At 43.6% G+C, this 24,461-nt stretch carries 20 protein-coding genes; 15 read left to right on the top strand and 5 right to left on the bottom strand.

Features of this window, described 5'->3' with window-relative positions:
* The first annotated feature begins 1 nt into the window (after position 1).
* The 8 genes from BAE46_RS13590 (at position 2) to BAE46_RS13555 (ending at position 9,928) form a co-directional block, all read left to right on the top strand.
* Positions 2 to 1,102, top strand: coding sequence for an NAD(P)-dependent alcohol dehydrogenase (locus BAE46_RS13590; RefSeq protein ID WP_006005292.1), 1,101 nt, complete (start codon positions 2 to 4; stop codon positions 1,100 to 1,102).
* 49 nt (positions 1,103 to 1,151) lie between these two features.
* The gene (locus tag BAE46_RS13585; RefSeq protein WP_070113315.1) at positions 1,152 to 3,659 is read left to right on the top strand and encodes a TonB-dependent receptor; all 2,508 of its coding nucleotides are present in this window, start codon (positions 1,152 to 1,154) and stop codon (positions 3,657 to 3,659) included.
* Positions 3,660 to 3,717: 58 nt separating this feature from the next.
* The gene (locus tag BAE46_RS13580; protein ID WP_070113313.1) at positions 3,718 to 4,038 is read left to right on the top strand and encodes a 2Fe-2S iron-sulfur cluster-binding protein; all 321 of its coding nucleotides are present in this window, start codon (positions 3,718 to 3,720) and stop codon (positions 4,036 to 4,038) included.
* A gap of 114 nt (positions 4,039 to 4,152) precedes the next feature.
* Positions 4,153 to 5,376 carry an acyl-CoA dehydrogenase family protein gene (locus tag BAE46_RS13575; RefSeq protein ID WP_070113311.1) on the top strand — a complete coding sequence of 408 codons (1,224 nt, stop codon included), beginning with the start codon at positions 4,153 to 4,155 and terminating at the stop codon, positions 5,374 to 5,376.
* Positions 5,377 to 5,390: 14 nt separating this feature from the next.
* A complete protein-coding gene (locus BAE46_RS13570; RefSeq protein WP_040520662.1) occupies positions 5,391 to 6,407 on the top strand; it encodes a phosphotransferase family protein in 1,017 nt (338 codons plus the stop codon).
* A gap of 33 nt (positions 6,408 to 6,440) precedes the next feature.
* Positions 6,441 to 7,211 (top strand): SDR family NAD(P)-dependent oxidoreductase, encoded by a 771-nt coding sequence (locus tag BAE46_RS13565; RefSeq protein WP_070113309.1) that lies wholly within the window; start codon positions 6,441 to 6,443, stop codon positions 7,209 to 7,211.
* A 112-nt stretch (positions 7,212 to 7,323) separates the two neighbouring features.
* Positions 7,324 to 8,295, top strand: a complete 972-nt coding sequence (locus BAE46_RS13560; protein WP_070113307.1) for an NAD(P)H-dependent flavin oxidoreductase — start codon at positions 7,324 to 7,326, stop codon at positions 8,293 to 8,295.
* A gap of 61 nt (positions 8,296 to 8,356) precedes the next feature.
* The gene (locus BAE46_RS13555; protein ID WP_070113305.1) at positions 8,357 to 9,928 is read left to right on the top strand and encodes a long-chain-fatty-acid--CoA ligase; all 1,572 of its coding nucleotides are present in this window, start codon (positions 8,357 to 8,359) and stop codon (positions 9,926 to 9,928) included.
* A gap of 6 nt (positions 9,929 to 9,934) precedes the next feature.
* On the opposite strand, the gene BAE46_RS13550 is transcribed toward BAE46_RS13555, so the two are convergent.
* A complete protein-coding gene (locus tag BAE46_RS13550; RefSeq protein WP_070113303.1) occupies positions 9,935 to 10,936 on the bottom strand; it encodes an AraC family transcriptional regulator in 1,002 nt (333 codons plus the stop codon).
* A 170-nt stretch (positions 10,937 to 11,106) separates the two neighbouring features.
* On the opposite strand from BAE46_RS13550, the gene BAE46_RS13545 reads away from it, so the two are divergent.
* The 7 genes from BAE46_RS13545 (at position 11,107) to BAE46_RS13515 (ending at position 20,790) form a co-directional block, all read left to right on the top strand.
* The gene (locus BAE46_RS13545) at positions 11,107 to 12,315 is read left to right on the top strand and encodes an acetyl-CoA C-acetyltransferase (RefSeq protein WP_070113301.1); all 1,209 of its coding nucleotides are present in this window, start codon (positions 11,107 to 11,109) and stop codon (positions 12,313 to 12,315) included.
* 38 nt (positions 12,316 to 12,353) lie between these two features.
* Positions 12,354 to 14,507 (top strand): 3-hydroxyacyl-CoA dehydrogenase NAD-binding domain-containing protein, encoded by a 2,154-nt coding sequence (locus tag BAE46_RS13540; RefSeq protein WP_070113299.1) that lies wholly within the window; start codon positions 12,354 to 12,356, stop codon positions 14,505 to 14,507.
* Positions 14,508 to 14,521: 14 nt separating this feature from the next.
* Positions 14,522 to 15,700: an acyl-CoA dehydrogenase family protein gene (locus BAE46_RS13535; RefSeq protein WP_006006639.1), complete on the top strand. Its 1,179-nt coding sequence runs from the start codon at positions 14,522 to 14,524 to the stop codon at positions 15,698 to 15,700.
* A 92-nt stretch (positions 15,701 to 15,792) separates the two neighbouring features.
* Positions 15,793 to 16,932: a CaiB/BaiF CoA transferase family protein gene (locus BAE46_RS13530; protein ID WP_006006638.1), complete on the top strand. Its 1,140-nt coding sequence runs from the start codon at positions 15,793 to 15,795 to the stop codon at positions 16,930 to 16,932.
* A 111-nt stretch (positions 16,933 to 17,043) separates the two neighbouring features.
* The gene (locus tag BAE46_RS13525) at positions 17,044 to 17,820 is read left to right on the top strand and encodes an enoyl-CoA hydratase/isomerase family protein (RefSeq protein WP_006006637.1); all 777 of its coding nucleotides are present in this window, start codon (positions 17,044 to 17,046) and stop codon (positions 17,818 to 17,820) included.
* Between the two features lie 3 nt (positions 17,821 to 17,823).
* A complete protein-coding gene (locus BAE46_RS13520; protein WP_006006636.1) occupies positions 17,824 to 18,606 on the top strand; it encodes an SDR family NAD(P)-dependent oxidoreductase in 783 nt (260 codons plus the stop codon).
* A gap of 57 nt (positions 18,607 to 18,663) precedes the next feature.
* Complete coding sequence (locus BAE46_RS13515) at positions 18,664 to 20,790, top strand: PQQ-dependent dehydrogenase, methanol/ethanol family (RefSeq protein ID WP_070113297.1); 2,127 nt, start codon at positions 18,664 to 18,666, stop codon at positions 20,788 to 20,790.
* Positions 20,791 to 21,678: 888 nt separating this feature from the next.
* On the opposite strand, the gene BAE46_RS13510 is transcribed toward BAE46_RS13515, so the two are convergent.
* From BAE46_RS13510 to gcvA, 4 genes are all read right to left on the bottom strand, one after another.
* Positions 21,679 to 22,044 (bottom strand): hypothetical protein, encoded by a 366-nt coding sequence (locus BAE46_RS13510; protein WP_006006630.1) that lies wholly within the window; start codon positions 22,042 to 22,044, stop codon positions 21,679 to 21,681.
* A 543-nt stretch (positions 22,045 to 22,587) separates the two neighbouring features.
* The gene (locus tag BAE46_RS13505; protein ID WP_006006628.1) at positions 22,588 to 22,836 is read right to left on the bottom strand and encodes an acyl-CoA thioesterase; all 249 of its coding nucleotides are present in this window, start codon (positions 22,834 to 22,836) and stop codon (positions 22,588 to 22,590) included.
* An 88-nt stretch (positions 22,837 to 22,924) separates the two neighbouring features.
* Positions 22,925 to 23,236, bottom strand: a complete 312-nt coding sequence (locus tag BAE46_RS13500) for a 3-keto-5-aminohexanoate cleavage protein (protein ID WP_244885027.1) — start codon at positions 23,234 to 23,236, stop codon at positions 22,925 to 22,927.
* A gap of 176 nt (positions 23,237 to 23,412) precedes the next feature.
* The gene (gene gcvA / locus BAE46_RS13495) at positions 23,413 to 24,354 is read right to left on the bottom strand and encodes a transcriptional regulator GcvA (RefSeq protein ID WP_070113295.1); all 942 of its coding nucleotides are present in this window, start codon (positions 24,352 to 24,354) and stop codon (positions 23,413 to 23,415) included.
* Positions 24,355 to 24,461: the final 107 nt, after the last annotated feature.

Below are 24,461 nucleotides of genomic sequence, written 5' to 3'. Positions count from 1 at the left end.
TATGAACATTATTGCAGCGGTTGCTAGAAAACCTTTCGAAGACTTCTCGTTGGAGGAGCTTAAATTAGACACATTGAAAGCCGATGAAGTGCTGGTGAAAATTGAAGGTGTCGGTATGTGCCATACAGATATTATTTCTCGCGACCAGAGTATTCCCGTTCCACTTCCTATGGTATTGGGCCACGAAGGAAGTGGGCGAATAATTGAAGTGGGTTCTAAAATTGACGACTTGCAAGTAGGTGACCATGTCGTACTAAGCTTTTTATCTTGTGGCTCATGCGGTAACTGCCTAGACAACATACCTAGTTATTGCCACCAGTTTCCTGAAGTTAACTTTGCTGGCACCCGCCGTGATGGTAGCCATACTATCGTAGATGAGGGTGAAAAAATCTACGGTAATTATTTTGGTCAATCATCTTTTGCCACGCACGCCCTTGCAAATCGACGCAATGTAATCAAAGTTGATAAGAACGCACCTTTGGCATGCCTTGGCCCCCTAGGCTGCGGTTTCCAAACAGGCGCAGGCAGTGTTTTGCGTTCAATGGCTTGTGAGCCAGATTCTAATATCGTTATTATCGGCGGGGGCTCAGTTGGGATGAGCGCAGTGATTGCTGCCAAAATTGCACGTTGCCGCAACATTATTCTGGTGGAACCAATGTCTGTGCGCAGGAAACTAGGACTGGAAATGGGCGCCACCCATGTAATAGACCCACATGCGGGCCCTGCTGCTGACCAAGTTCGCAGAATATTACCAGATGGTGCGCAGTATATTCTTGATAATACGGGTATACCGGCAGTGATTGAGGAAGCTATTACTTACCTTGCGGCACATGGATTTCTTGGTTTATTGGGTTCGGTTTCTCCCGAGGTTGACATAAAGTTGAACCTCACAGGAAGTATTCTCAAGGGGCATCGTGTGCAAGGAATATTAGAAGGGGACAGTGATCCTGAAACATTTATACCCGAACTTGTTCAATACATTATTGATGGTCAATTTCCTATCGAGAAACTAGTTTCTTTTTACCCAATGTCAGAAATTAATGCGGCAATCATCGACCAACACGAAGGCCGATGCTTAAAGGCTATATTGTTGCCTGGTTAACAATAGCGCCATCTTTTTAATAAGATTGAAATAAAGAACTGAGGTATTTATGAATAAAAAAAGAAATTATCTGTCCTTGGCAGTGCAAATAGCCATTCTTGGCGCAAGCACTCAAATGGTCTATGCGCAAGCGGATGAGTCGGCAGAAGTAGAAGCTTCTTCGGCTCCCGTAATTGAAGTTATAGAGGTGACCGCAACAAAGCGGCCTCAAAATCTTCAAGATGTTCCCATTACCGTAACAGCAATTTCAGGCTCTGAATTGAAGGCAAGAAATATAAGCGAAACATCCGATCTAATGGGCAGTGTGCCAAATTTACAGGTGACCTCGGCTTATTCAAAAACTCAACCCAACTTCAGTATTCGTGGAATAAGCGTAGCCAATGAATTTAGCGCATCAACGGCTTCTCCCGTGGGCGTTTATGTAGATGAAGTGTTCCAAACATTCCGCGCTGCGCATGGGCAACAGTTGTTCGATCTGGCACAAATAGAGGTATTGCGTGGCCCGCAAGGCACTTTGTTCGGACGTAACACAACAGGTGGTGCTATTACCATAGCAACGGTGAAACCGAGTTTAGACGATGGAAATAAAGGTTTTATTACTGTGGGCGCAGGTAATTTTGGCTCACAGGCATTTACAGGCGCTTTTGAACACACGCTCATTCCTAGTGAACTGGGCTTTCGTATTGCAGCAACTAAACAAAAGATGGATGGCTATACATTTAACCCAGTTGATAATCAATATTATGGTGAGACTGACTCACAAGCATTGCGATTTTCTGTTAAGTGGGCTCCGAGTGAAGACTTGGAAATTGATTTTAAAGCTTATACGGCTGAAAATGATGGCTTAGGCGATTTGGCTTATGGAGTAGGCTATTTCCCGGGTCAAGCCAATGTTCTCGGCGCGCCAACGCGTAATTCCCTTTTACCGGATGGAAATGGCCGGCGATTAAACGAAGATGAAATAGAGTCTAATGAAGCAAACCGCTATGGCACTTCCTCAGACGGCATGTCGTTAACTGCATCTTACACGTGGGACGATTTTACATTAACCTCAATCACGGGTTTTGACAAAGCTGACTTTACCCTAAACCCCTACGATTGTGACGGGACAGTACTAGACCTTTGTGCAATCCGTTATTTCTCTGAAAGTGAAAGTTTTAATCAAGATCTTCGGCTAACGTATGTTACTGATAGACTCAGTGTTGTTGCTGGTGTTTATTTCGGTACAGAAGAAGTATTTACAGAAAATGAACCGGATTTCTTTGGACTGCTTGATGCGCAATTGCCCGCAGATCTCTTTAACCCAGTTGTCGGTGTTATTGACCCCTCCAATCCAGCACTAGGAGTTATCCCGTCCGATGGAAACTGCAGTCCGCTTAATTTAAATGCTAATGGCTTTTTAGATGCTAGAACGTTTTTCGAATTTGTCGGCTTAACATCGGGATGTGCGGCAGCAGGGGCACCACCTTTCACATCTATATTAGCTAATCAACAATTTACGATTGAACGACCATCTCAGGCTATTTACGGCGAAATCTCCTACGATGTAACAAATGAATTTAATGTAACGGTCGGTCTGCGATACACCCGAGACGACGTTGAATTTAACGATGCGCGCACCGTTTTGTTCGATGAAGCAGGAAACATTAGGGCGACTACGATACCGTATAGCTTCCCAGCTGATTTATCACTTGCAAGAATTTCACAAAGTGAGGAAAGTGATGAGTTTACAGGCCGTGTCATAACGTCCTACGATGTAAGTGACAGTTCAATGGCTTTCTTCAGCTATAGCCGCGGTTATCGGGCAGGAACATTTAATGGTTTAGCGTATCAGGATATTAATCAGGTCTTTTTTATTGAACCGGAAACCATCGATGCATATGAAGTCGGTTACAAATCACGCTGGTTAGAAAACCGTTTACAAATTAATGCTGCGGCATTTATGTACGACTACAACAATCAGCAAGTCGCAGAAATTGTTGGAACAACATCGTTCCTTCGCGCCGCAGATGGAGAGCTTAGTGGGCTAGAAATTGAACTAACAGCACTTCCTACTGATAGCATTAGAATTCGAAGCTCATTAGGCCTAATCGACAGTGAATACGATGAAGGTCAACGCTTTACGCCAAACGGTGTGTTAGTTGGTGGTAATAGTTTCCCAAATGCACCTGACGTTACCTTCAACTTTGGAGTTGACTGGAACATTATGGAAATTCGTGGTGGGTTTGTAGACTTAACATTAGATGCACAATATATGGGAGAGTATAATTTTGACCCATTTGGTAACTATGGCGGCAACTACCCTGGTGGTTCAGCAGACGCTGGTTCAGGCTTCTTGGCATCGCGAGAACTAGCAGAGGGTAATCCAGCTTACTGGCTGCTAAACAGCCGAGTCACCTACACGACTGAAAACTATTCCGTTGCGATATGGGCGAAAAACATAGCGGACGAATTTTATTACACTTATGGACTCAATTTGAACGCCTTCGGACAGGATTATCTGACCCGTGGTTTACCACGTACATTTGGCATCGAGTTCACTTACAATTTCGAATAATTCACCATAGTGAGGGTTTTCTAGAAATAGAAAGCCCTAAACTATTTGAGGGTAAAGCATGGCAAAAGTAACTTTTATACAATTAAACGGCGACGCAGTGATGGTTGACGCCGAATTCGGGCAATCCGTAATGGAGGTTGCAGTTAATGAGGGAATAGAAAATATTATAGGTGAGTGCGGAGGCACAATGAGCTGCGGTACTTGCCATTGTTACGTCGATAAGGATTGGCTCAACAAGCTTGACTCTCCAAGTGAGCTTGAGTTAGCAATTCTTGAAGGTTCGGTTGAACCCAATCAATTTAGCCGGTTAAGTTGTCAGATTCGAGTGAGTAACGCGCTGGATGGTTTAATTGTATCCGTACCTAGCGCTCAGTTTTAATAATTCGAAGCTTGATGAAGGTTAATAACTCGTTATTGCGACAAGGTCAGATTACCCGTTAAATTACCTTTTCAATCAACAATTCGTAAGCATCGATAGATATTGGAATATTATATGTATTCACACAGTGAAAAGTCTCAACAACTTTTGAGCAAATTATCGCAATTTATGTCTGAGCATATTTACCCGAACGAAATCAGATACGCGCAAGCACTGCACAATGCCCCAAGGCGCTTTGCTCCACTGCCGTTGATGGATGAACTAAAAGTAAAAGCAAAAAAAGCCGGATTATGGAATTTATTTATACCCGAAGAGCACGCGCAATACAGCGAACATGGGGGCTTATCTTTTGTTGATTACGCGCCGTTAGCTGAGGTCATGGGGAGGGTAATTTGGTCACCTGAAGTATTCAACTGCAACGCACCGGACACAGGTAACATGGAAGTATTGATGAACTATGCTACTCGTAAACAGCAAGATACCTGGCTAATACCGATGCTATCGGGTGATATTCGCTCATCATACGCCATGACAGAGCCTCAAGTGGCATCGAGTGATGCGACCAATATAGAACTCTCTATCAATACCGATGGCCAAGAATGGGTTTTAAATGGCCGCAAGTGGTTCATTACAGGTGCGATGTATGAGCGCACCAAGATTTTTATCGTAATGGGAAAGAGTGACCCTGATAATACTAATCGCCACAAACAACAAACTCAGGTATTAGTGCCCAAAAACACGCCAGGAATCACGTTAGTCCGACCACTTACTACCCTTGGTTATGACGATGCGCCCATAGGGCATGCAGAAATTGTTTTTGACAATGTTAGAGTGCCACTTGAAAACGTATTACTGGGTGAAGGACGTGGCTTTGAGATTGCACAAGGTCGTTTAGGACCCGGTCGAATGCATCACTGCATGCGGCTTATCGGCAGCGCCCAACGTGCCCTAGAATTAGCCTGCAAACGCGTTAGTACACGCGTGACTTTCGGTCGCCCTATTAGTAAGCACCAATCTATTCGTGAAAACATCTCGCGTTGTTTTTCTGAAGTTGAAATGGCTCGCCTACTGGTATTGAAAACATCTAATAAGATCGACGCTGAAGGTGTGTCTGCATCTGTAGATATGATTGCTGCTACTAAAACAACAGTGCCCTTACTTGTCCAAAATATTATTGACCGATGCATGCAAATGCATGGTGCGGGAGGACTTACAGAAGATTATTTTATGGCTGAAGCGTTTAATTATGCTCGATGGTGTCGATTAGCAGATGGGCCCGATGAAGTGCATCAAATGGCTTTGGGCAAAAGTATTATCGATCGCTATGCAGGCAAGTAAGGGGAGGCCTGATAATGTCTAACTCAGATTTGAATGTCACTGCCTTATCACAGTATCTAGGTCGACATCTTGATGGATTAGAGGGACCCATAGAGGCGAAAAAATTTGTTGGAGGACAGTCAAATCCAACCTATTTGCTGACTAGTCACAACAAACGGTATGTTTTGAGACGAAAACCTGCTGGAGACTTGCTCAAATCTGCTCATGCTGTGGACCGTGAATTTCGGGTCATAACAGCACTTGAAAACTCAGAGGTGCCGGTTGCCAAACCACTATTGCTATGCGAAGACGCAACCATTATTGGAAGTGTTTTCTATATCATGGAATATGTGGACGGAAGAGTTATGTGGGATCCAGCACTTCCTGATGTCGACTTTTCGCATCGTTGCGAAATTTATAGCGAAATGAACCGAGTGATGGCCTCACTGCATAAGATAAACATCGCAGAAGTAGGTTTAAGCGATTATGGGCGGCCAGGTAATTATTACGAGCGCCAAATAAACCGATGGATCCAGCAGTATCGCGCTAGCGAAACTGAAAAGATAGCAGACATGAATTGGTTGATTAAGTGGTTACCTAACAACACACCCTCCGAAGATGGTCGCGTTAGCTTAGTCCATGGCGATTTTCGCCTTGATAATATGCTTTTTCATCCTAAAAAAAGTCAAGTCCTAGCGCTAGTTGACTGGGAATTATCTACTCTAGGCCACCCTTTCGCCGATTTAGCCTATCAATGTATGCAATTACGTATGGCTAGCAATTCAGCACTACAGGGTTTAGATGGCATCGACCGCGAAGCGTTGGGTATTCCAAGCGAACAGGATTATGTTTCACAGTATTGCAAAAGAGTAGGTATTAATGGCATTACTGACTGGAATTTTTACCTCGCCTTCAGCGCATTTCGATTTGCGGCTATTTTGCAAGGCGTAAAAAAACGCGCATTAGATGGTAATGCCTCTAATGATAAAGCCTATAAAATGGGCGAAATGGTTGCACCGTTGGCGAAAATGGCCATTGGTTTGGTTAATTAACCATGAAAAAAGTTTGATCAAAAGGTAAAAGATATGAACATCATAGGAAAAACAGCAATTGTTACTGGCGGTGCTTCAGGGTTAGGCCGTGCGACCGCAGAACTTTATTTAAGTAAAGGTGCCAATGTTGCGATTTTTGACTTAAATGATGAAATCGGTAAAAAAATGCAGGAAGAGCATGGCGATAATATTGCGTACTTTTCGGTTGACGTTTCTGACGAATCACAAGTAAGCAAAGCCATCGATGAGGTGGTCCTACATTTCGGGGCATTGCATATTATAAACAACTACGCTGGAATTGGGCCTGCTTGCAAAACCTTCGGAAAGAAAGGCCCTCACCCGCTAAATATTTATCAAAAAACCGTAGCGGTAAATCAAATAGGCACGTTTAATTTATGTCGACTTGGCGCTGAAAAGATGGCTATTAATGAATTATCCGATGGTGAGGAATCTCGTGGTGTGATAATCAATACCGCGTCAGTTGCTGCCTTTGAAGGTCAAATTGGTCAAGTTGCATATGCGGCAACTAAGGGTGCGATTGTTGCAATGACTTTGCCTATGGCAAGAGAACTCGCGCCTTATGCAATTCGGGTTGTCACTATTGCCCCCGGACTCATTCACACTCCCTTATTTGACGAGGTCCAAGAAGACTATTACAAGTCTTTGGAAAATATGACAGTTTTTCCTAAAAGACTAGGTCATACGCATGAAATTGCAAAATTAGCATTACATATTGTTGACAATGAATACATCAATGGTGAGTGTATTCGAATAGACGCTGGTATTCGAATGCAACCGAAATAGTCCACAGAGGTGTCATCTTTTCCTATCATTAAATGTGGTATCACCATTTCGATAACGCACTAGTTAATCCAATATTCTAAATAGTAAAGCAGGTTCAAATGAGGAAAGTCGAATGAAAACCCGTATAACAGAAATGTTTGGCATTCGTTACCCCATCATTCAGGGAGGAATGATGTGGGTTGGTCGGGCTGAATTGGCAGCAGCAGTATCTAATGCAGGTGGTTTAGGCATACTAACGGCATTAACGCAAGCAACCCCTGAATTATTACGCCAAGAAATTAGGCGTTGTAGTGAAATGACCGACAAACCTTTTGGTGTAAATCTCACAATATTGCCTTCGATAAAACCCATCCCATACGATGAATATTTGCAGGCGGCGGTAGAATGTGGTGTCAAGGTAATTGAAACCGCCGGCCGTAATCCAGAACGTTTTATACCATACCTTCGAGCTAACAACGTTAAAGTGATTCACAAGTGCACTTCTGTTCGTCATGCTGTGAAGGCCGAAAAGGTGGGCTGTGATGCTGTCAGTGTCGATGGTTTTGAATGTGCAGGGCATCCTGGTGAAGACGATGTGACTAATTTGGTGCTAATACCATGTGCAGCAGCCAAACTTTCTATACCCATTGTTGCGTCAGGTGGCATCGCTACTGGAAGCCAGATGGCGGCTGCAATGCTTTTAGGGGCAGAGGGAATTAATATGGGTTCTCGTTTCGTGGCAACCAAAGAAGCACCTGTCCATCACAATATGAAGCAAGCGATGGTTGATGCAGACGAGCGGCAAACAACACTGATGTTTCGCTCGCTAAATAATACGGTACGTGTATTTAAAAATACTGTCTCCAAGGAAGTTGTAGAAATAGAAGCAAAGGCTGGTAATACAGATTTTAACGAATTGCAGCCGCTCGTTGCAGGTGTAAGAGGTCGCGAGCGATGCATTGAGGGTGGCGATGTGGATGACGGCATCTGGACTGTTGGTATGGTAATGGGATTAATCGATGATATACCTAGTTGTAAGGTCCTTATTGACCGAATGGTAGCAGAAGCTCACGATGCGATGAAGCAACGCCTCAGTTGGTTCTAAATTTGCGTGCTGAATAAAATCTTCTGCAATGAATAAAAATCTGAAGTTCAAAGGAGAATAAATGAAACAAGGCACTTCACACCTCATGTTTTCTAACCTTATCACCCAACGGGCTGCTGCCCAATCAGATGATATTGCCTTGTGGTTTGAAGGTGTTGAGCTGACTTATCACGCATTGGAACTCAAAAGTAATCAGGTCGCTCAAGCTATTATTAATCACGGCGTCAACAAGCAAGATAGAATCTCAATTTTAGATGCGAATTCTGTAAATTATTTACTTCTAATGCTCGGTATCGCAAAGTCTGGTGCTGTACAAGTCAGCATAAACACGCGCCTCGCCGGTCCTGAAATCGCCTACATATTAAATGATTCCAACAGTGTGATGTTGTTTGTTGGAATGGATTATTATCGATTGATAGAGTCGATTGAGTCAAGCCTTAGCGAGGGTCTTACCATTATCGCCTTAGATGGCGGCCATACTAAATGGATAAACTTCGAACAATGGTACATGTCGATGACTTTTGATAAACCAGATCTATGTGCTGACTTCGATGATGATGTGATACAACTTTACACTAGCGGCACCACCGGTTATCCAAAAGGGGTATGCCATACGCACAGAACCGTTGCGTTATCGGCAATTGCTGCAAGTGATACTGAACACGATACTAGCTGGGCAAACTATCGCGCTGATACGGTTAATTTAGTGTGTTTGCCTTTATTTCACGTTGCAGGTTTTAACTTAGTCAGACTGACACTTGCGGCGGGTGGAAAGGTCGTGCTAACCAAAACGGTCGATCCACAAGAAATTCTGACGCTTCTTCCAAAACATAAGGTTACGCATCTTTTTCTTGTACCAACTATTATTCACATGGTGGTCAATCATTCAATAGCATCAAACACTGATTTCTCGTCTCTTAAGTGCGTATCATACGGCGCTGCACCTATCGCTGAATCGGTGCTAGCTAGCGCGCAGAAGCGGTTCGGTGAAGATTGCCAATTCATGCATTTGTATGGCATGACCGAAAACTTAGCGGTTGCAACGGCACTACCAAATCGATTGCACAATGCTAAGTTAGGCAAGTTACGTTCGTGCGGAGTTCCTTATCCTGGCACGCAAATAAAAATAGTTGATGCGCAAGGTCAGAATGTCAATCCATTTGAAGTCGGTGAAATTTTAGTGAAGTGCGCTTGGAATATGCCACGCTATTGGCAGAATGCATTAGCAACTGAAGAAGCGCTTAAAAATAATTGGCTGCATACTGGAGATGCCGGCTATATTGATGAAGATGGATTTTTGTATATTCGTGACAGGCTGAAAGACATGATTATTTCGGGGGGTGAAAACATATATCCTGCGGAAGTCGAGAATGCCATTTTTAACCACCCAGATATTACCGATGTTGCAGTGATTGGTGTGCCAGATGAAAAATGGGGCGAGTCTGTAAAAGCGGTAGTGGTGCTTAGAGCTGAGGCCGTTTTAGACGCAGAGTTATTAACGTTACACGCACGAAAACATATCGCAGGCTTTAAGGTTCCACGAACTTGGGAGCAGGTCGACACCCTGCCAAGAAATGCAAGTGGTAAAGTATTACGTAGAGAGTTGCGCCGCATATTTTCGACCTCGGGTTGATTGTAGTTAATCTGTTCTTCGGTAGCTGGTCGGTGTCACGCCGGTCCACGTTTTAAATGCTCTAAAAAAAGTACTGATTTCGGAGAATCCTGCTTTTAATGATATGTTGTCTATACTCTCTCTCGTTCTACTCAACTTGTAAATGGCGTAGTCTCTGCGAGCATCGTTTTTTATGCCCTGAAAGCTGGTGCCTTCGACTTTTAACCGTCTTCTCAATGTTTGCGGATGAACTGATAGAGTTTGAGCAAGACTTTCTAATGAAGGAATATTCTTTAGATCCCTTTGAATCAACTTCGACACTCTGCTGGACCAATGCGAGGTCTCATATCCTTGAATCGCCATTTCATACGCAGGGTTTTGTAAAAACTTACTTAAACTTTGTTGGTCTTGCACCACAGGCAGGTCCATCGCTGACGCACTAAAAATAAGCTCTGTCCTATCACTGTCAAAAATAACGTTTGTGCCAAGAAACAAAGGACGATATTGGGCTGCGTGCTCAGGATACGCATAGTCAAAATTTGCTTGTACGGGTTGAATAAAGCTATTGCTAAGCCAATTTAACAATCGGTGAATATAATATAGACAAGCCTCATATGCATAACGGTCATAGATAAAAGAGCTTGACTGAGGTGTGAGAATAACGCTTACACCTTCTTTTTGAAAAGCTACTTTTGGAAGCAAGCCTCGATTTACGATCTGATAAAACTGACAATAGCGCTCTAATGCTGAACCCACTGTTGTACTGTGAATTAGACTGTGGCAACAGATCGAGAATGCACCTAACGGCATGGCTTGTTCAAAATGCCCAATCATTTCATCTTGCATTAAATTAGTAATATCCTGCTGTAAACTGATAAAGGACTCTACTGACAAACGCGCATTACGGTTTTCGATAACTTGTGCACGTATATCATTTTTATTTAGCAATTCTAAATAGTTAACGTTTTTATTAGGGATATTTTTTAACAGTGATGCCGCAAAATAGCTTGGAACAGTGATGTTTTTCATTGCACTCGCTCAAATGTTGATAACCAATACTGTAGTTTATTGCCTATTTATTTGTAGACAATCGCCATTGTATAGTAAACCGCCAACGCACTAAACTCCATAGTAGATAAGTGATCATTCACCCTGATCATTACCCCTTGTGTAAAACTAGCAGAGGATGATTTCGTACAATGAGTAATACAGCATATCTATATGATGCAATTCGAACCCCTCGGTCTAAAGGCAAAAAAGATGGAGCCCTTCATGAAGTAAAGCCAGTAGCATTAGGGGCATGTTTATTGCGAGAGTTACAGTGTCGCCACGACTTAGATACTAGCTATGTAGACGATGTCGTAATGGGATGTGTAATGCCTACGGGTGAGCAAGGCGGCGATATAGCCAAAACTATTGTACAGTTTGCAAATTGGGACGAGAGTGTAGCCGGTGTTCAACTAGATCGGTTTTGCGCCTCGGGCCTAGAAGCGGTTAATTTAGCTGCGATGAAGATTGCATCTGGATGGGAAGATCTAGTTGTAGCAGGCGGAGTCGAATCTATGTCGCGGGTTCCCATGGGCGCCTCCGGCGGTTCATGGCTCAATGACCCCGAAATTAGTCAATATTGTACTGCCGTACCTCAAGGTATTGGAGCAGATACGATCGCTACGCTTGAAGGATGGACACGAGAAGATGTTGACGCCTATGCACTTGAGTCTCAACGACGCGCAGCATACGCTCAGAAAAATGGATTTTTTGATAAATCAGTTGTGCCAATTTTAGACTGCAACAACGTTGTTATTTCAAGCAAAGACGACTTTATTAAGCCTAACAGTACGCTCGAGGGCTTAGGTGCATTACGGCCATCCTTTGAATCACTCGGCGCAATGGGATTTGATCTCTTAATGCAGCGCAAATACCCTGCGATAGTAAAAATCAATCATGTGCACACCCCCGGTAACTCTTCAGGGATTGTTGATGGCGCTTCGGCAGTTCTTATAGGGAGCGAAAAAGCAGGCAAGGATCTTCGTCTATCTCCTCGCGGACGGGTTGTCGCCACTGCAGTATTAGCGACAGACCCTACGATCATGCTAATTGGGCCAGGTCCGGCGGCTAGAAAAGTCTTAGCCCGCGCCAAAATGCAGGTTTCTGACATTGATTTATTTGAAATCAACGAGGCCTTTGCATCAGTTGCCATGCGCTTTATGAAAGACCTTGATATTTCACATGAGATTACCAATGTTTGTGGTGGCGCAATTGCCATGGGGCATCCATTAGGCGCAACAGGCGCTATGCTCGTAAGTACGCTCCTAGATGAATTAGAGCGGCGAAATTTAAAACGTGGATTAATCGCTCTTTGTGTTGGTGGTGGTCAAGGAATAGCAACAATTATTGAGCGAGTATAAACGCTTAATTAATATTACTAATAGATTTGAGAGACATTATGAGCACAAACAATATTCATGGCTTTATTTATGAAAAGGATGCCAACGACATCGCGGTTGTGACAATGGACATGGATGGCTCAGTGAATGCGATGAACGCCCAGTATCGAAAAGCAATGTCTGAAACGGTCGACAAGTTATATTCAGAAGTGTCATTAAGAGGGGTCGTTTTTACCTCTGCGAAAACGACATTTTTTGCAGGCGGCGACCTCAAAGAGATGTTATCTGTTCGTGCGGGAGAAGAAGAACAGCAGTTTCAACAAATACAGTTGATCAAACACGATTTACGTCGTCTTGAACAAATGAAGGTACCAGTGGTGGCCGCCATTAACGGCGCGGCTTTAGGCGGTGGCTTCGAAATATGCCTGGCATGTAACCACCGCATTATGCTGAACCATCCAAAAGTGGTGATCGGTTTTCCTGAGGTCACTTTGGGACTATTACCGGGTGCAGGCGGTGTGGTTCGTTCAGTACACATGCTTGGGATGGAAAAATCGCTACCGCATTTATTAGAAGGTCTCAGCCTAGGGCCTAAGGCCGCGATTGAGGCGGGATATGTTGACACACTTGTAGATGATGCAGACGGATTAATAGAGGCAGCCAAAACATGGATAAAATCGCATTCCGATGACTGGCAACAGCCGTGGGATAAAAAACATCATACAATCCCCGGGGGCGATATTTGGCACCCTAAGATTATTAGTATGCTTGCCATAGCACCTGCTGCTCTGTTTAAAAAAACACGAGGTTTGTTGCCCGCGCCAGAGCGGATCCTGTCGCTTGTCGGCGATACTCTTGCCGTGGATTTTGACACGGCGCTACGCATCGAAGCTAGAGCGTTGGCATATTTAATTACGACACCCCAAGCCAAAAATATTATTACCTCTATGTTCATTCAAATGAACGCTATCAGGCGCGACGCTAGTCGACCAAAGAACATCGGCCCTAATGTGGTGCAAAAGCTTGGCATTTTAGGCGCAGGAATGATGGGTCAAGGAATAGCTTATGCGGCGGCGATTGCCGGTATTGATGTTGTGCTGAAAGATGTAACCAAGAGTGCAGCCGAAAAAGGTAAACAATACACACAAAAAATGCTGGACAAAGGCATATCTAAAGGACAACTGACCGCACAACAAAAAGACGATATTTTGCAGAAGATAAAACCTAGCGATAGCTATCAAGATCTTATCGGATGTGACCTGATCATCGAAGCGGTATTCGAAGATTTGGCGCTGAAGACAAAGGTAATTGCGCAGGCACAAGAAGTCGTTGGGGAAAAGGTTATTTTTGCAACCAACACCTCAACGTTACCTATTACACAGATCGCCAGTTCCGTCCTTTTACCTGAGCGGATTATAGGTATTCATTTCTTTTCGCCAGTAGACAAAATGCCCCTGATCGAAATTATCTGCGGTGAACGCTCTAGCGAGCAAACATTAGCGATCGCGTTTGACTTTGTGAAGCAAATTAAAAAAACGCCAATTGTCGTAAACGATTCGCTTGGTTTTTTTACTTCAAGAGTGTTCGGTACCTTCATGGATGAAGGTGCGCGCTTACTAATGGATGGCCTTGATCCGGTGCTAATCGAGTCGCTTGCAAAACAAGTGGGTATGCCAGTTGGTCCACTGGCGGTACAAGATGAAGTAAGCCAAGAACTGTCAAAAAAAGCAGCGGCCACTCATCGCGAAATGGGCGTGTTTTGTTCGCTAGGCGATAACTCAGCTAATGTCAAAGTAAGTGAAAGACTAATAAAGGAATACAGTCGAGGTGGTCGTTATCACGGCGGTGGCTACTACAACTATGCAGAAGATGGTAGCAAGGCAATTTGGCCAAAATTGTATTCGCTATATCATAAGCCTGAGGTAGAAATTTCATACCAAGATATAAAGGACAGAATACTATTCAGGCAAGTAATTGAATCCTTGAAATGTTTGCAAGAAGGCGTGCTTCGAAGTGTAGCAGATGGCAACATCGGATCGCTATTAGGGATAGGCGCTCCTAAATGGACGGGTGGCTATATTCAGTTTGTGAATACCTATGGCTTAGATAATTTTATAAAACGCTGCGATGAGCTGGTTTCGCTTTACGGTGAACGCTTTGTTGCGCCTAGAATTGTGGTTGAAAAAGCAGCACAGCACCAATATTTTGATTAAGAGGTTAGTTTTACATGCTCAAACGAAATTTTACTGAAGAACAGCAACTGTTTAGGGGATCTTATCGCAAGTTTTTACATCAAGAAATCGTGCCTAATATCGAGAAATGGCGGAGCGAAGGCATCGTTTCACGTGAAGCGTTTACGAAAGCAGGAGCAAACGGTTTTTTAATGGTGTGGCCAAACGAAGAGTTCGGTGGACTTGGCGATAACGACTTTAGATTCGAACAAATAATCATTGAAGAAAATCAATACGCTTTGACTGCTGATTGGTATTGTACATTGCATAGTCGTCTAGTTGGGCCCTACCTGACTAGATTTGGCAGTTCGGAACAGCAGCATCGTTTCTTACCTAAATGTGTTACCGGCGAGACGATCTTAGCAATAGCAATGACAGAGCCTGATGCAGGAAGTGATCTTGCAGGGATACGCACTAACGCAATTGCCCAGGGTGACCACTGGCTGTTAAACGGCTCAAAAGTGTATATTTCTAACGGTATTAATGCTGATGTAATTGTGGTTGCGGCCAAAACTGATCCTAAAAATAACCCGCGCCAAATTGGCCTGTTCCTTATTGAAGGCGGCATGGAGGGATTCAATCGAGGCTCAAATTTAGAAAAAATGGGTAAGAAAGCGCAAGATACCGCTGAACTCTTTTTCGAAAATGTCAAAGTACCCAACAATAATGTGTTAGGAGATCCAACAAAGGGGTTTTCTTATTTGAAAGAGGCATTAGCTGAAGAGCGTTTGATATGCGCGGTAGAATTCATTGCTGCAGCGCAGAAAGCCTTTGATATTACGCGCGCGTTTACCATTGAACGTAAGTTGTTTGGTCAGGTGTTAGCTGACTTTCAAAATACCCAGTTTCAACTCGCACAACTGCGCGCTGAAATAGATGCCCAGCAGATTTATATTGATCAACTAGTGGTGGCGCTCAACGCTGATTGCCTTTCACCGGTAGATGCTGCAAAAGCGAAACTGCTTACCAGTGAGTTGTTATGCCGAGTTGTTGACGAAGGAGTGCAATTGCACGGCGGCGCAGGCTACATGGACGAATATCCAATCTCCAGAATGTTCACAGATGCACGCATAGGGCGCATTTACGGAGGGTCCTCGGAAGTCATGAAACTCATCATTGCTCGTGACATCGCAAGAGAAGACTATACTAATTTTATTGAGCGTGATTTTTATTAGTGGTTTCAATTGAAGGTGGCATTAAGGTGCTTCATACAAAGACCATCGTTCGGTAACTATGAAGACTTTGTGAAAACAAAAGGAGCATCTCAATGGGTGCATTAGACGGTATAAAAGTGATTGAAATGTCTGGTTTAGGTCCATGTCCGTTTGCTGGAATGCTTCTTGCTGACATGGGGGCTGAGGTTATAAAGGTTGAGCGCAGCACTCACCGAGATCCTCTTTATGAGAAAGACATAAGTGCACGTGGGAAAAAATCGGTGGTACTTAACCTGAAGACTGCCGAGGGCAGAGAAGTCTTGATGAGGCTTATTCAGTCCGCCGACGTCCTCATTGAAGGATATCGTCCCGGCGTTGCTGAGCGATTAGGGTTTGGACCTACGCAGTGTGAGGCGATTAACGACCGTTTAATTTATGGTCGGATGACAGGATGGGGGCAAGTTGGCCCGCTTGCTGGATGTGCTGGCCACGATTTGAATTACATCGCAGTATCGGGTGCTTTGCACGCCATCGGGAAATCAGGTGAGAGCCCAACTATCCCACTGAATATTGTTGGCGATTTTGCTGGGGGAAGCCTGTTTTTAACCAACGGCATCTTAGCAGCGCTATTCGAACGCACAAGGTCTAATCTTGGACAAGTGGTAGACGCGGCTATGGTGGATGGTGTGGCTAATCTTATGTGGATGTATCACAGTTTTAGTGACGTCAATCAATGGAACGTTTCCGAGCGCGGAACTAATCTATTAGATGGTGGTGCATTCTTTTACGATACTTTTGAAACATTTGATTGTCGTCATATTGCTTTAGCGTCTATTGAGCCACAGTTTTTTAAAGAACTTATTGAGTTAGCAGAACTAGATGTCACACTATTTAACACGACATCACAATATGACCGCAAACAGTGGCCGATATTGAGGCAGGCCTTAGCAAAGATATTCAAACAAAAAACTCAACAGCAGTGGTGCGCTATTTTAGAAGGAACAGACGCATGCTTTGCGCCCGTGTTGACCCTTAAGGAAGCACCTTTGCACCCACACAACGTAGCTCGCGAAACATACTTGAATGTTGAAGGGCAAGTTCAGCCAGCACCGGCACCGCGACTGAGTCGAACACCTTCAAGGGTTCGACACGGCAAGCATGAAGCCGGCGTTGATACATACGACCTGCTTGCAAAACTAGGCTACTCGGCAGAAGCAATTAGGCAGCTTAAAATGAACGGCGCGGTGGGCTAATCACATCGAAGAAAAATACCATGGATGTGACGAAATTTAGTGGGCAATAAACACCCTACTTCGTCTAATCTTAGAAATTAGAAACACGTTACACTTAAGGGATATTTAAGCATGGCAAATACAATCCACATAGAGCTAAAAAAAGCGGTGGCGTATATTACGTTGAATAGACCCAAATCGAGAAACGCATTTAATCATGAGATGCGACTAGCGTTCTTAAGTGCACTGGAAGAAGTGGAGCTCGACCCGGCAATAAGGATTATTCTGATTATCGGTTCAGGACAAGGATTTTGTGCAGGGGCCGACATAGCAGAAGAAATTCCCGATATAGATGGCCACATCACGAAGCAATTACAAAAAGAGTATGCACCTATCATAACCGCTATCCGCGAGTCGAAAAAAATCGTTGTAAGCTCTGTGCATGGTGCTGCAGCAGGCATAGGTGCGTCCATAGTTATGGCAAGTGACCTTGCAATTATGGCAGACACAGCTTATCTGTACAGTGCATTTGGTGCAATTTCGTTAATACCAGATGGAGGCTTTCATTGGCTTTTAGCTAACACTGTTGGCCCAAAACGTGCACTTGAAATGATTCTTGAATCACAGCGCTTAGATGCACAAACCTGTCGAACACTTGGCTTGATAAATAAAGTTGTTACACATGATGAGTTAGCCTTTGCTACCGCTCGTTGGGTAGCGTCGTTGGCCGACGTACCACCGCTGACGGCGTCCCTTAGCAAGGAAGTTTTGCGAAATGCCAATAACCAAACACTATCACAAAGCATGGATTTGGAAGCAAAACTACAAAACATGTGCATTCAAAGCGATGATTTTAAAAAGCGCAAAGCACTGTTTCTTAACGGTCGCGCGTTAAAACAGGGGCAATAAAGTATGGATAAACTCGTAGATATTGCGGGACTTGTGTCCCTTAAAGGCAAGACAGCACTAATTACCGGGGCCTCAAGTGGTCTTGGCGCCTATTTTGCTGAAGTCTTGGCGGAGTTGGGCGCTGAGGTTATCGTTGCTGCACGTCGTGAAGACCGTTTACGTAAATTGGTAGACAAAATTCATCAAAAAGGGGGCCTTGCGCACGCGGTTGTCATGGATGTTGAATCTACACAAAGCGTTCAAATGGCGTTTGAAAAAGTGGACAGCGTGGTAAAGAACTTAGATATTTTGGTTAATAACGCCGGCCTTAGCTCTACACCTTCAAAATTCGTTGATCAAGATGATGAATGGGAATACATCATCGATGTGAATTTAAAGGGCGCATGGCGAGTCGCCAAGCAAGCTGCAATTCGCATGGCATCTGCGCAAAGAGGTTGTATTGTCAATATTGGTTCAATTTATAGTCATTGTACTGGGCTTCAAAAAACGGATTACGTTGTATCTAAAACTGCGCTTGCTCAGTTAACGCGCAATATGGCACTTGAGTTGACACGTTCAGGCGTACGTGTAAATACCCTGAGTCCTGGGTACTTTGCGACTGAAATAAACGAAACGCAATTGAACTCTGAGCGCGGCAAGGAATATATTAATAAGTTGATTCCGCAAAGGCTGGGGCATTATCATGAATTGATCGCACCTTTATTGCTTTTGGTAAGTGATTCAGGCTCGTTTGTTAATGGAATAAGTTTGGTAGTTGATGGCGGAAGCTTGCTGCAACCGGTTTAATCTGGTGAAAGTCGGGTTTTGCACTGTTTGGTAGGCAAAGTTTATAGAGGTTTGGTTATGATATTAAAAAAAACATTAGCATTGGTCACATGCGGAATACTGATAGTCCCGCTATTTTTATACGCTGAGAGTGCAGATAAAAAGGCGACTGATATTAGCGACGAAACAGCCAGCATTGAGTCAGTCGATTGGACGATGCATGGTTTGGATGAGGAAGAGACGAGATTTAGCAAACTATCACAAATCGATGCATCTAACGTAGACCGGCTCGGGTTGGCATGGTCATACGATCTTGAATCAACGCGCAGTGTCCAAGCTACTCCCATAGTTAAAGATGGCGTAATGTATGTAACCTCTTCTTGGTCAATCTTACATGCGGTTGACGCTATCACTGGCAAGCGGCTTTGGGTATATGACCCTGAGGTACCAGGCGACTATGCATCAAAAGGTTGCTGCGGAGTGGTAAATAGAGGTGTAGCTTACCATGATGGTAAGATCTTTTTGGGTGCCTTTGACGGCTATCTACATGCCCTAGACGCAAAATCGGGTGCGCTTATTTGGAAGCAAGACACGCTTGAACGCAGAGGCGAGTTTTCGTACACCATCACCGGTGCGCCGAGAATTGTAGCAGGCGACAAAGTTATTATCGGTAATGGCGGAGCTGAGTTTGGTGTACGTGGCTACGTAACCGCTTATAATGTTGATACCGGCGAGCAACATTGGCGATGGTACACAGTACCTGGTGACCCCAGCAAGCCTTTCGAAAATAAAGCTATGGAAATGGCGGCAAAAACATGGGACCCCTCTGGCAAGTATTGGGAAGTGGGTGGTGGCGGCACCGTTTGGGATTCTATGGCGTATGACTCGGACCTAAATTTACTTTACATTGGAGTAGGGAACGGCTCCCCATGGAATCGTGATTTTCGCTCTCCAAGCGGCGGCGATAACTTATTTTTAGCCTCCATTGTAGCCTTAAACCCTAACACAGGCGAGTATGTTTGGCACTATCAAGGCACGCCAGGTGACACATGGGATTATACGCATACTCAACAGATCACATTAGCTGATCTGGTTATCAAAGGTGAGTTACGGAAAGTTGCTATGCAAGCGCCAAAAAACGGATTCTTTTATGTTATAGACCGTGTAACAGGCGCGTTTATATCGGCAGAAAACTTTGTTGAAGTTAATTGGGCAACTGGGATTGACCAAAACGGCCGACCCATAGAAGCCCCTGGCGCAAGAGTAAAATCTGAAGCTGTAGAAATTGTGCCGTCATCCTTTGGCGCTCATAACTGGCATTCTATGAGTTTCAATAGCGATACCGGGCTCGTCTATATTCCAGCACAAGGTATTCCGCTCTCCGTTGCTCCCGACCTAAAATGGGAGCATAACACTTACAAACCTGGCTCAACAATGTCAGGTGCAAACTGGAATTTAGGATATCTTTTCCATGTTGCATTTCCCGAAACTGAACCGTTTGGGACTCTAATCGCTTGGGATCCAGTTAACCAAAAAGAAGTTTGGCGTTCCGAATATATTTCTCCTTGGAATGGTGGCACTTTAACCACTGCGGGTAATCTAGTTTTTCAAGGTACCGCAGATGGCCGATTCATCGCTTACAATGCTACTACTGGACAGCCTTTATGGCAAACACCTGTTACCTCAGGTGTTATTGCTGCGCCCATTACTTGGTCTAAGAATGGTCGTCAGTATGTCACCATAGCGGTGGGTTGGGGCGGTATTTATGGCCTGCTTAACAAAGCGACTAAATACGATACCAAGGGTAAATTGTTTACGTTCGAGTTAGACGGTCAGGCGATAATGCCAAAAGCGACATTATCGACCCGTACTAATTTAGTTGCCGGTGTACCTTATAAGCCAGAGCATGTTGCTAAAGGTTTGGAACTGTATGTGGCGAATTGCTCTTTTTGTCATGGTACGCCTGGCATTGACAGTGGTGGCGTAATTCCGAACTTGGGTTATTCACCGGTGGGTGTGTTAAAAAACGCGAGATTATGGGTAAAAGATGGGATTGCTGTTGACAACGGCATGCCAGCGTTCGACAATCTTTCTGAGGAAGATGTTGAAAAGATAATTGCTTTTGTCCAAGGCACAGCAGATTCGATTCGCCAAGCGTCTGGCACGCAGCCCTCAAAGTCGGGGGAGAACAGCCCTATCGAATAAAGTATATTTTCAATTAGATTGAAAATTTTATGTACATTCTAATGAGCCTTGTAGCTGCATGGCAGTTTTGCTAAACAGGTATTCTTTTGTTGAAGGTAGAATGGCAAATCCTGCCATTCTATTTTTTATAATGATAATTTCGGCTAATAAGATTGATAAGTGTAGAGCAACTCATTAGTCACATCACGCTTCCAACCAACAAAACGCGGCCCAATTTGCACGGGCTCAGGTAAGCAGCCTCTCCTTCTCCAATTTCAAGCGTAACTGTGCTAACAGCTGAAGCTTCAGCTAGTTGATGCTGCTTAACAAACGGTTGGTTAAAGTGCATAAATTAACCTCTATATTGAGTAAAACGAATTTAATGAACGTCACATAATAAGGTTACTTAAGAGCTTATCTTCGCCAGTCCCACCCTATTTATCTTCTTTTTGATGCAGCTAAATATATGCTTGCGCCATGTATGCATCGATAAACATCATTAGACCTACTTATTGCCTATGTTGCTAGCGGCCGATTATAGAGAAAAATAAAAGAGGTAGGTTAGAAACGTGTTGCAGACTTCGAAGCCTAGCGTTAAGTCAAAAAGCGGGTATATGCGCAGCCACAAAATCCTGAATAAATGGCTCTGGCAAGATCGAGACGTTTTAAACAAAGTGATATGCGAATTAAACATTGAGCTGATTTAGATGAATTAATGTCAACGCTTGCCGCAGATCCAAAGTATTTAACGCTCACTAAAATAAGGGGTGCAAGGGCTTTGATACAAGATTTGCTTCAAACAAGGTAGTGCGTCTTGTCAATCAAACCTCGATTGATTTGATTGATAGTAGCGCAGAAACCCTAATAGTCTAAAATCCAGCTTTAAACTGTCGGCATTAGCCCACTTGGCTACGTCTCAATGCGCCGGGCGCGGCGCATTGCAATAAAGCTCTTAACGTAGATAACCAGTGCGAAAATACTGGCGGCCATCATCACTCCCACTCGAAACACGGCAACCATATCGTCCCGTCCAATGGAGCCTATTAGTGGCATGATTAGCGCTATCGTAATCAGTAGCGTCAAACCGGCAACCGCGTGAGCAACAACTTTGTTGTCCTTTTTAAAAAACGGAACCAACAATGCGAGAACGACGCCAAAAATCACGGGGATCAATATCGTCGTAGAGCGCGACTCTGCAGCCACATTCAGATACGCCCAAAGGCCGAATACCACCAATACGGCGGCGTTAAAAATAGTTGCTTGATATGGTTTCATTTATTTCTCTCATTTTATCAGCTCTATAAACACTTCTAGCGATGGCTTGAAGCCTAAGCGATTTTGGGGCCATGTATTGAACTGGATGTTAACACATTTTGACTGAACACAGCTGGATTAGTTCCCTAGAGTGTCCAGTGCTTGAATGCATTTGCTTAGACAACCAAGTTGCCAATAAGCGGTGACCATAAAGACTATATTTTAATATCTTCACTAAATATTAATAAGTACGTCGTAATCAATAAAATCACGATAGAGATAAGGTCGAGATGTGACCCACCATGGTGAACGGGAAGGGTTAAACACGCCAACGCAATTGCTATTGAAAATGGCAAGTAAGGCCTTAACCGTCCACTATTACACTGTGGCAAATAACAGCGGATCTTCACCAGCGCTAACACAGATCTATAAACGTTTAATGTTAAGCAAATTTTGGCAATACATAAAAGATAGGTACCAATAAAAAAGGCGAAAGTTCTTTTGTACACTCAAAGGTGAACCTGGATTCACTATCGAGTGTGAAGTAGCAGGTGCATCAGAATGCTAATTAGTTGCTTCTTTTATGCTTTTATTTGCCCTAACCCTCATATCATAAGAAACAGTCATCGACTTACCACCGACTCTTGTCAGCACGCCTGTGATATCTAGCAACTGTCCACTTCTTACCTCTATTAAATATTCAATGGTGTGCTTTACGTCAGCCCATCCAATATTATTCTTTTGACTATCTTTACCAGACCATGCAAGCACCCGATTTAGAAAGTGGTAGCTAGCGTCAACGAACATCGCCATATAATGTCGGGTAGTCAAGTGAACATATTTCAGGCAAAAGTAATTCTACATGTTCTTGACGTTTTACTTGCCTGACCAAAACAGTATGTTAACCAAGCTCTGTCGGATTGCTGTCAGGCCCTAAAAGCAAGTCACCCCCCATTCCAGTCCTGAGGTTAATGATAACGTCTGTAGACTCTTGTCTTATTCTGTCCACAACCTCTTTGTACAAATAAATGTCACGAGAGGGAGCACCGGTTTTTGGGTCACGCACGTGAATGTGAGCGATGGCTGCGCCAGCTTTGGCTGCCGCAATTGCCTCATCGGCTAGCTGTTTGGGAGTAATTGGTAAATGAGGCGTTTTGTTTTCAGTCGGACCTGAGCCTGAAATTGCAGCAGAGATAATTATATTACGATTCATTTAACGTTACGCCCGCTTAGATAAATTCGTTGGAAATTTTGAAAATAATCAACATATCAACAACCCTAGCGCTTTCCTGTAATTAAAACTCACAAAAGCGTTAATTCAGTTAGAAGTGGCGTACGCACAGACAATTAACTAAGACAAGCAAGAGAAATTAGTTACGACGATCGGTACTAACAAACGTGCTCGCTGGGTGTTCTCTCCCGTGAAATACTGAGCTCAGGGTCTGCTTTTACTTGTTCAATTAGCCAAGCTTCAAATAACTGAATTTTTTTCTGTTCGAATTTTTCCTGACGGTAAACAAAATACCAATCGCTGTGATGTTTAACGCGCATTTCAGGAAAGGGTTCAATTAACAACCCTGAGGACAACTCTTTGTTAACATATGGCTGCATACCAAGTGCCACTCCCATGCCTTGTAAAGCGGTAGAAATTGAATGGTCGTAGCTATCAAATTGCAGTCCTGACTCTGGGTCAACATTATTACAGCCCACCTCATCCAACCAAATGTACCAATCTTTTTGCGAAGGATAAACCTGCAGTATAGTAAAATTGTTCAGTTGCTCAGGGCGCGACAGTTGCTCCTTTCCAGCAAGTATATTAGGACTACACACCGGAAATACATCGCTAGAAAACAAATATGAGTATTGCAAGCCATCAGCAGCACGACTACCAATCTTGACACAGGCATCAACATCGCTTTTATTAAAATCAACGTCGAATTGCGAAGTGTGTAATCTTACGCTGATATCAGGATATTTGCTTTGAAAGTCGGGCAGCCTTGGTATTATCCAGCGAATAGCTAATGTTGAATATAATTGAATCGTTAATACATCTGATTGTGTTGGTTTTAAAATTAAGCTGGTTCCCTCAGCAATTTTATCAAAGGCATCGCGAAGGATAGGGTAATATTGCTTACCAATTTTAGTGAGTTCCACGGAGCGTGTTTTGCGAATAAATAATTCAACATTAAGTACATGTTCTAGTTGCTTTATTTGATGGCTAATTGCCGAGACTGATACAAAAAGTTCATCCGCTGCGTTTCTAAAAGAACAATGTCTAGCTGCTGCTTCAAAACTTTTTAAAGAATTTAAAGGTGGGATCTTTTTGCGCAAATGAATACCCTCCCAATCTTATAAGTCCAATTATGGTTGAATTAATTGATACCATAAACAAGTAAAATTAGTTTGTCAGAGCCAGTTAGGCATGTCAATATAATGTT

Source organism: Glaciecola punicea, from assembly GCF_001756615.1.
GTDB classification, from domain to species: Bacteria; Pseudomonadota; Gammaproteobacteria; order Enterobacterales; family Alteromonadaceae; genus Glaciecola; species Glaciecola punicea.
Note: the sequence above shows the minus strand (reverse complement) of the source record. Positions and strands in the feature narration are given on the sequence as shown.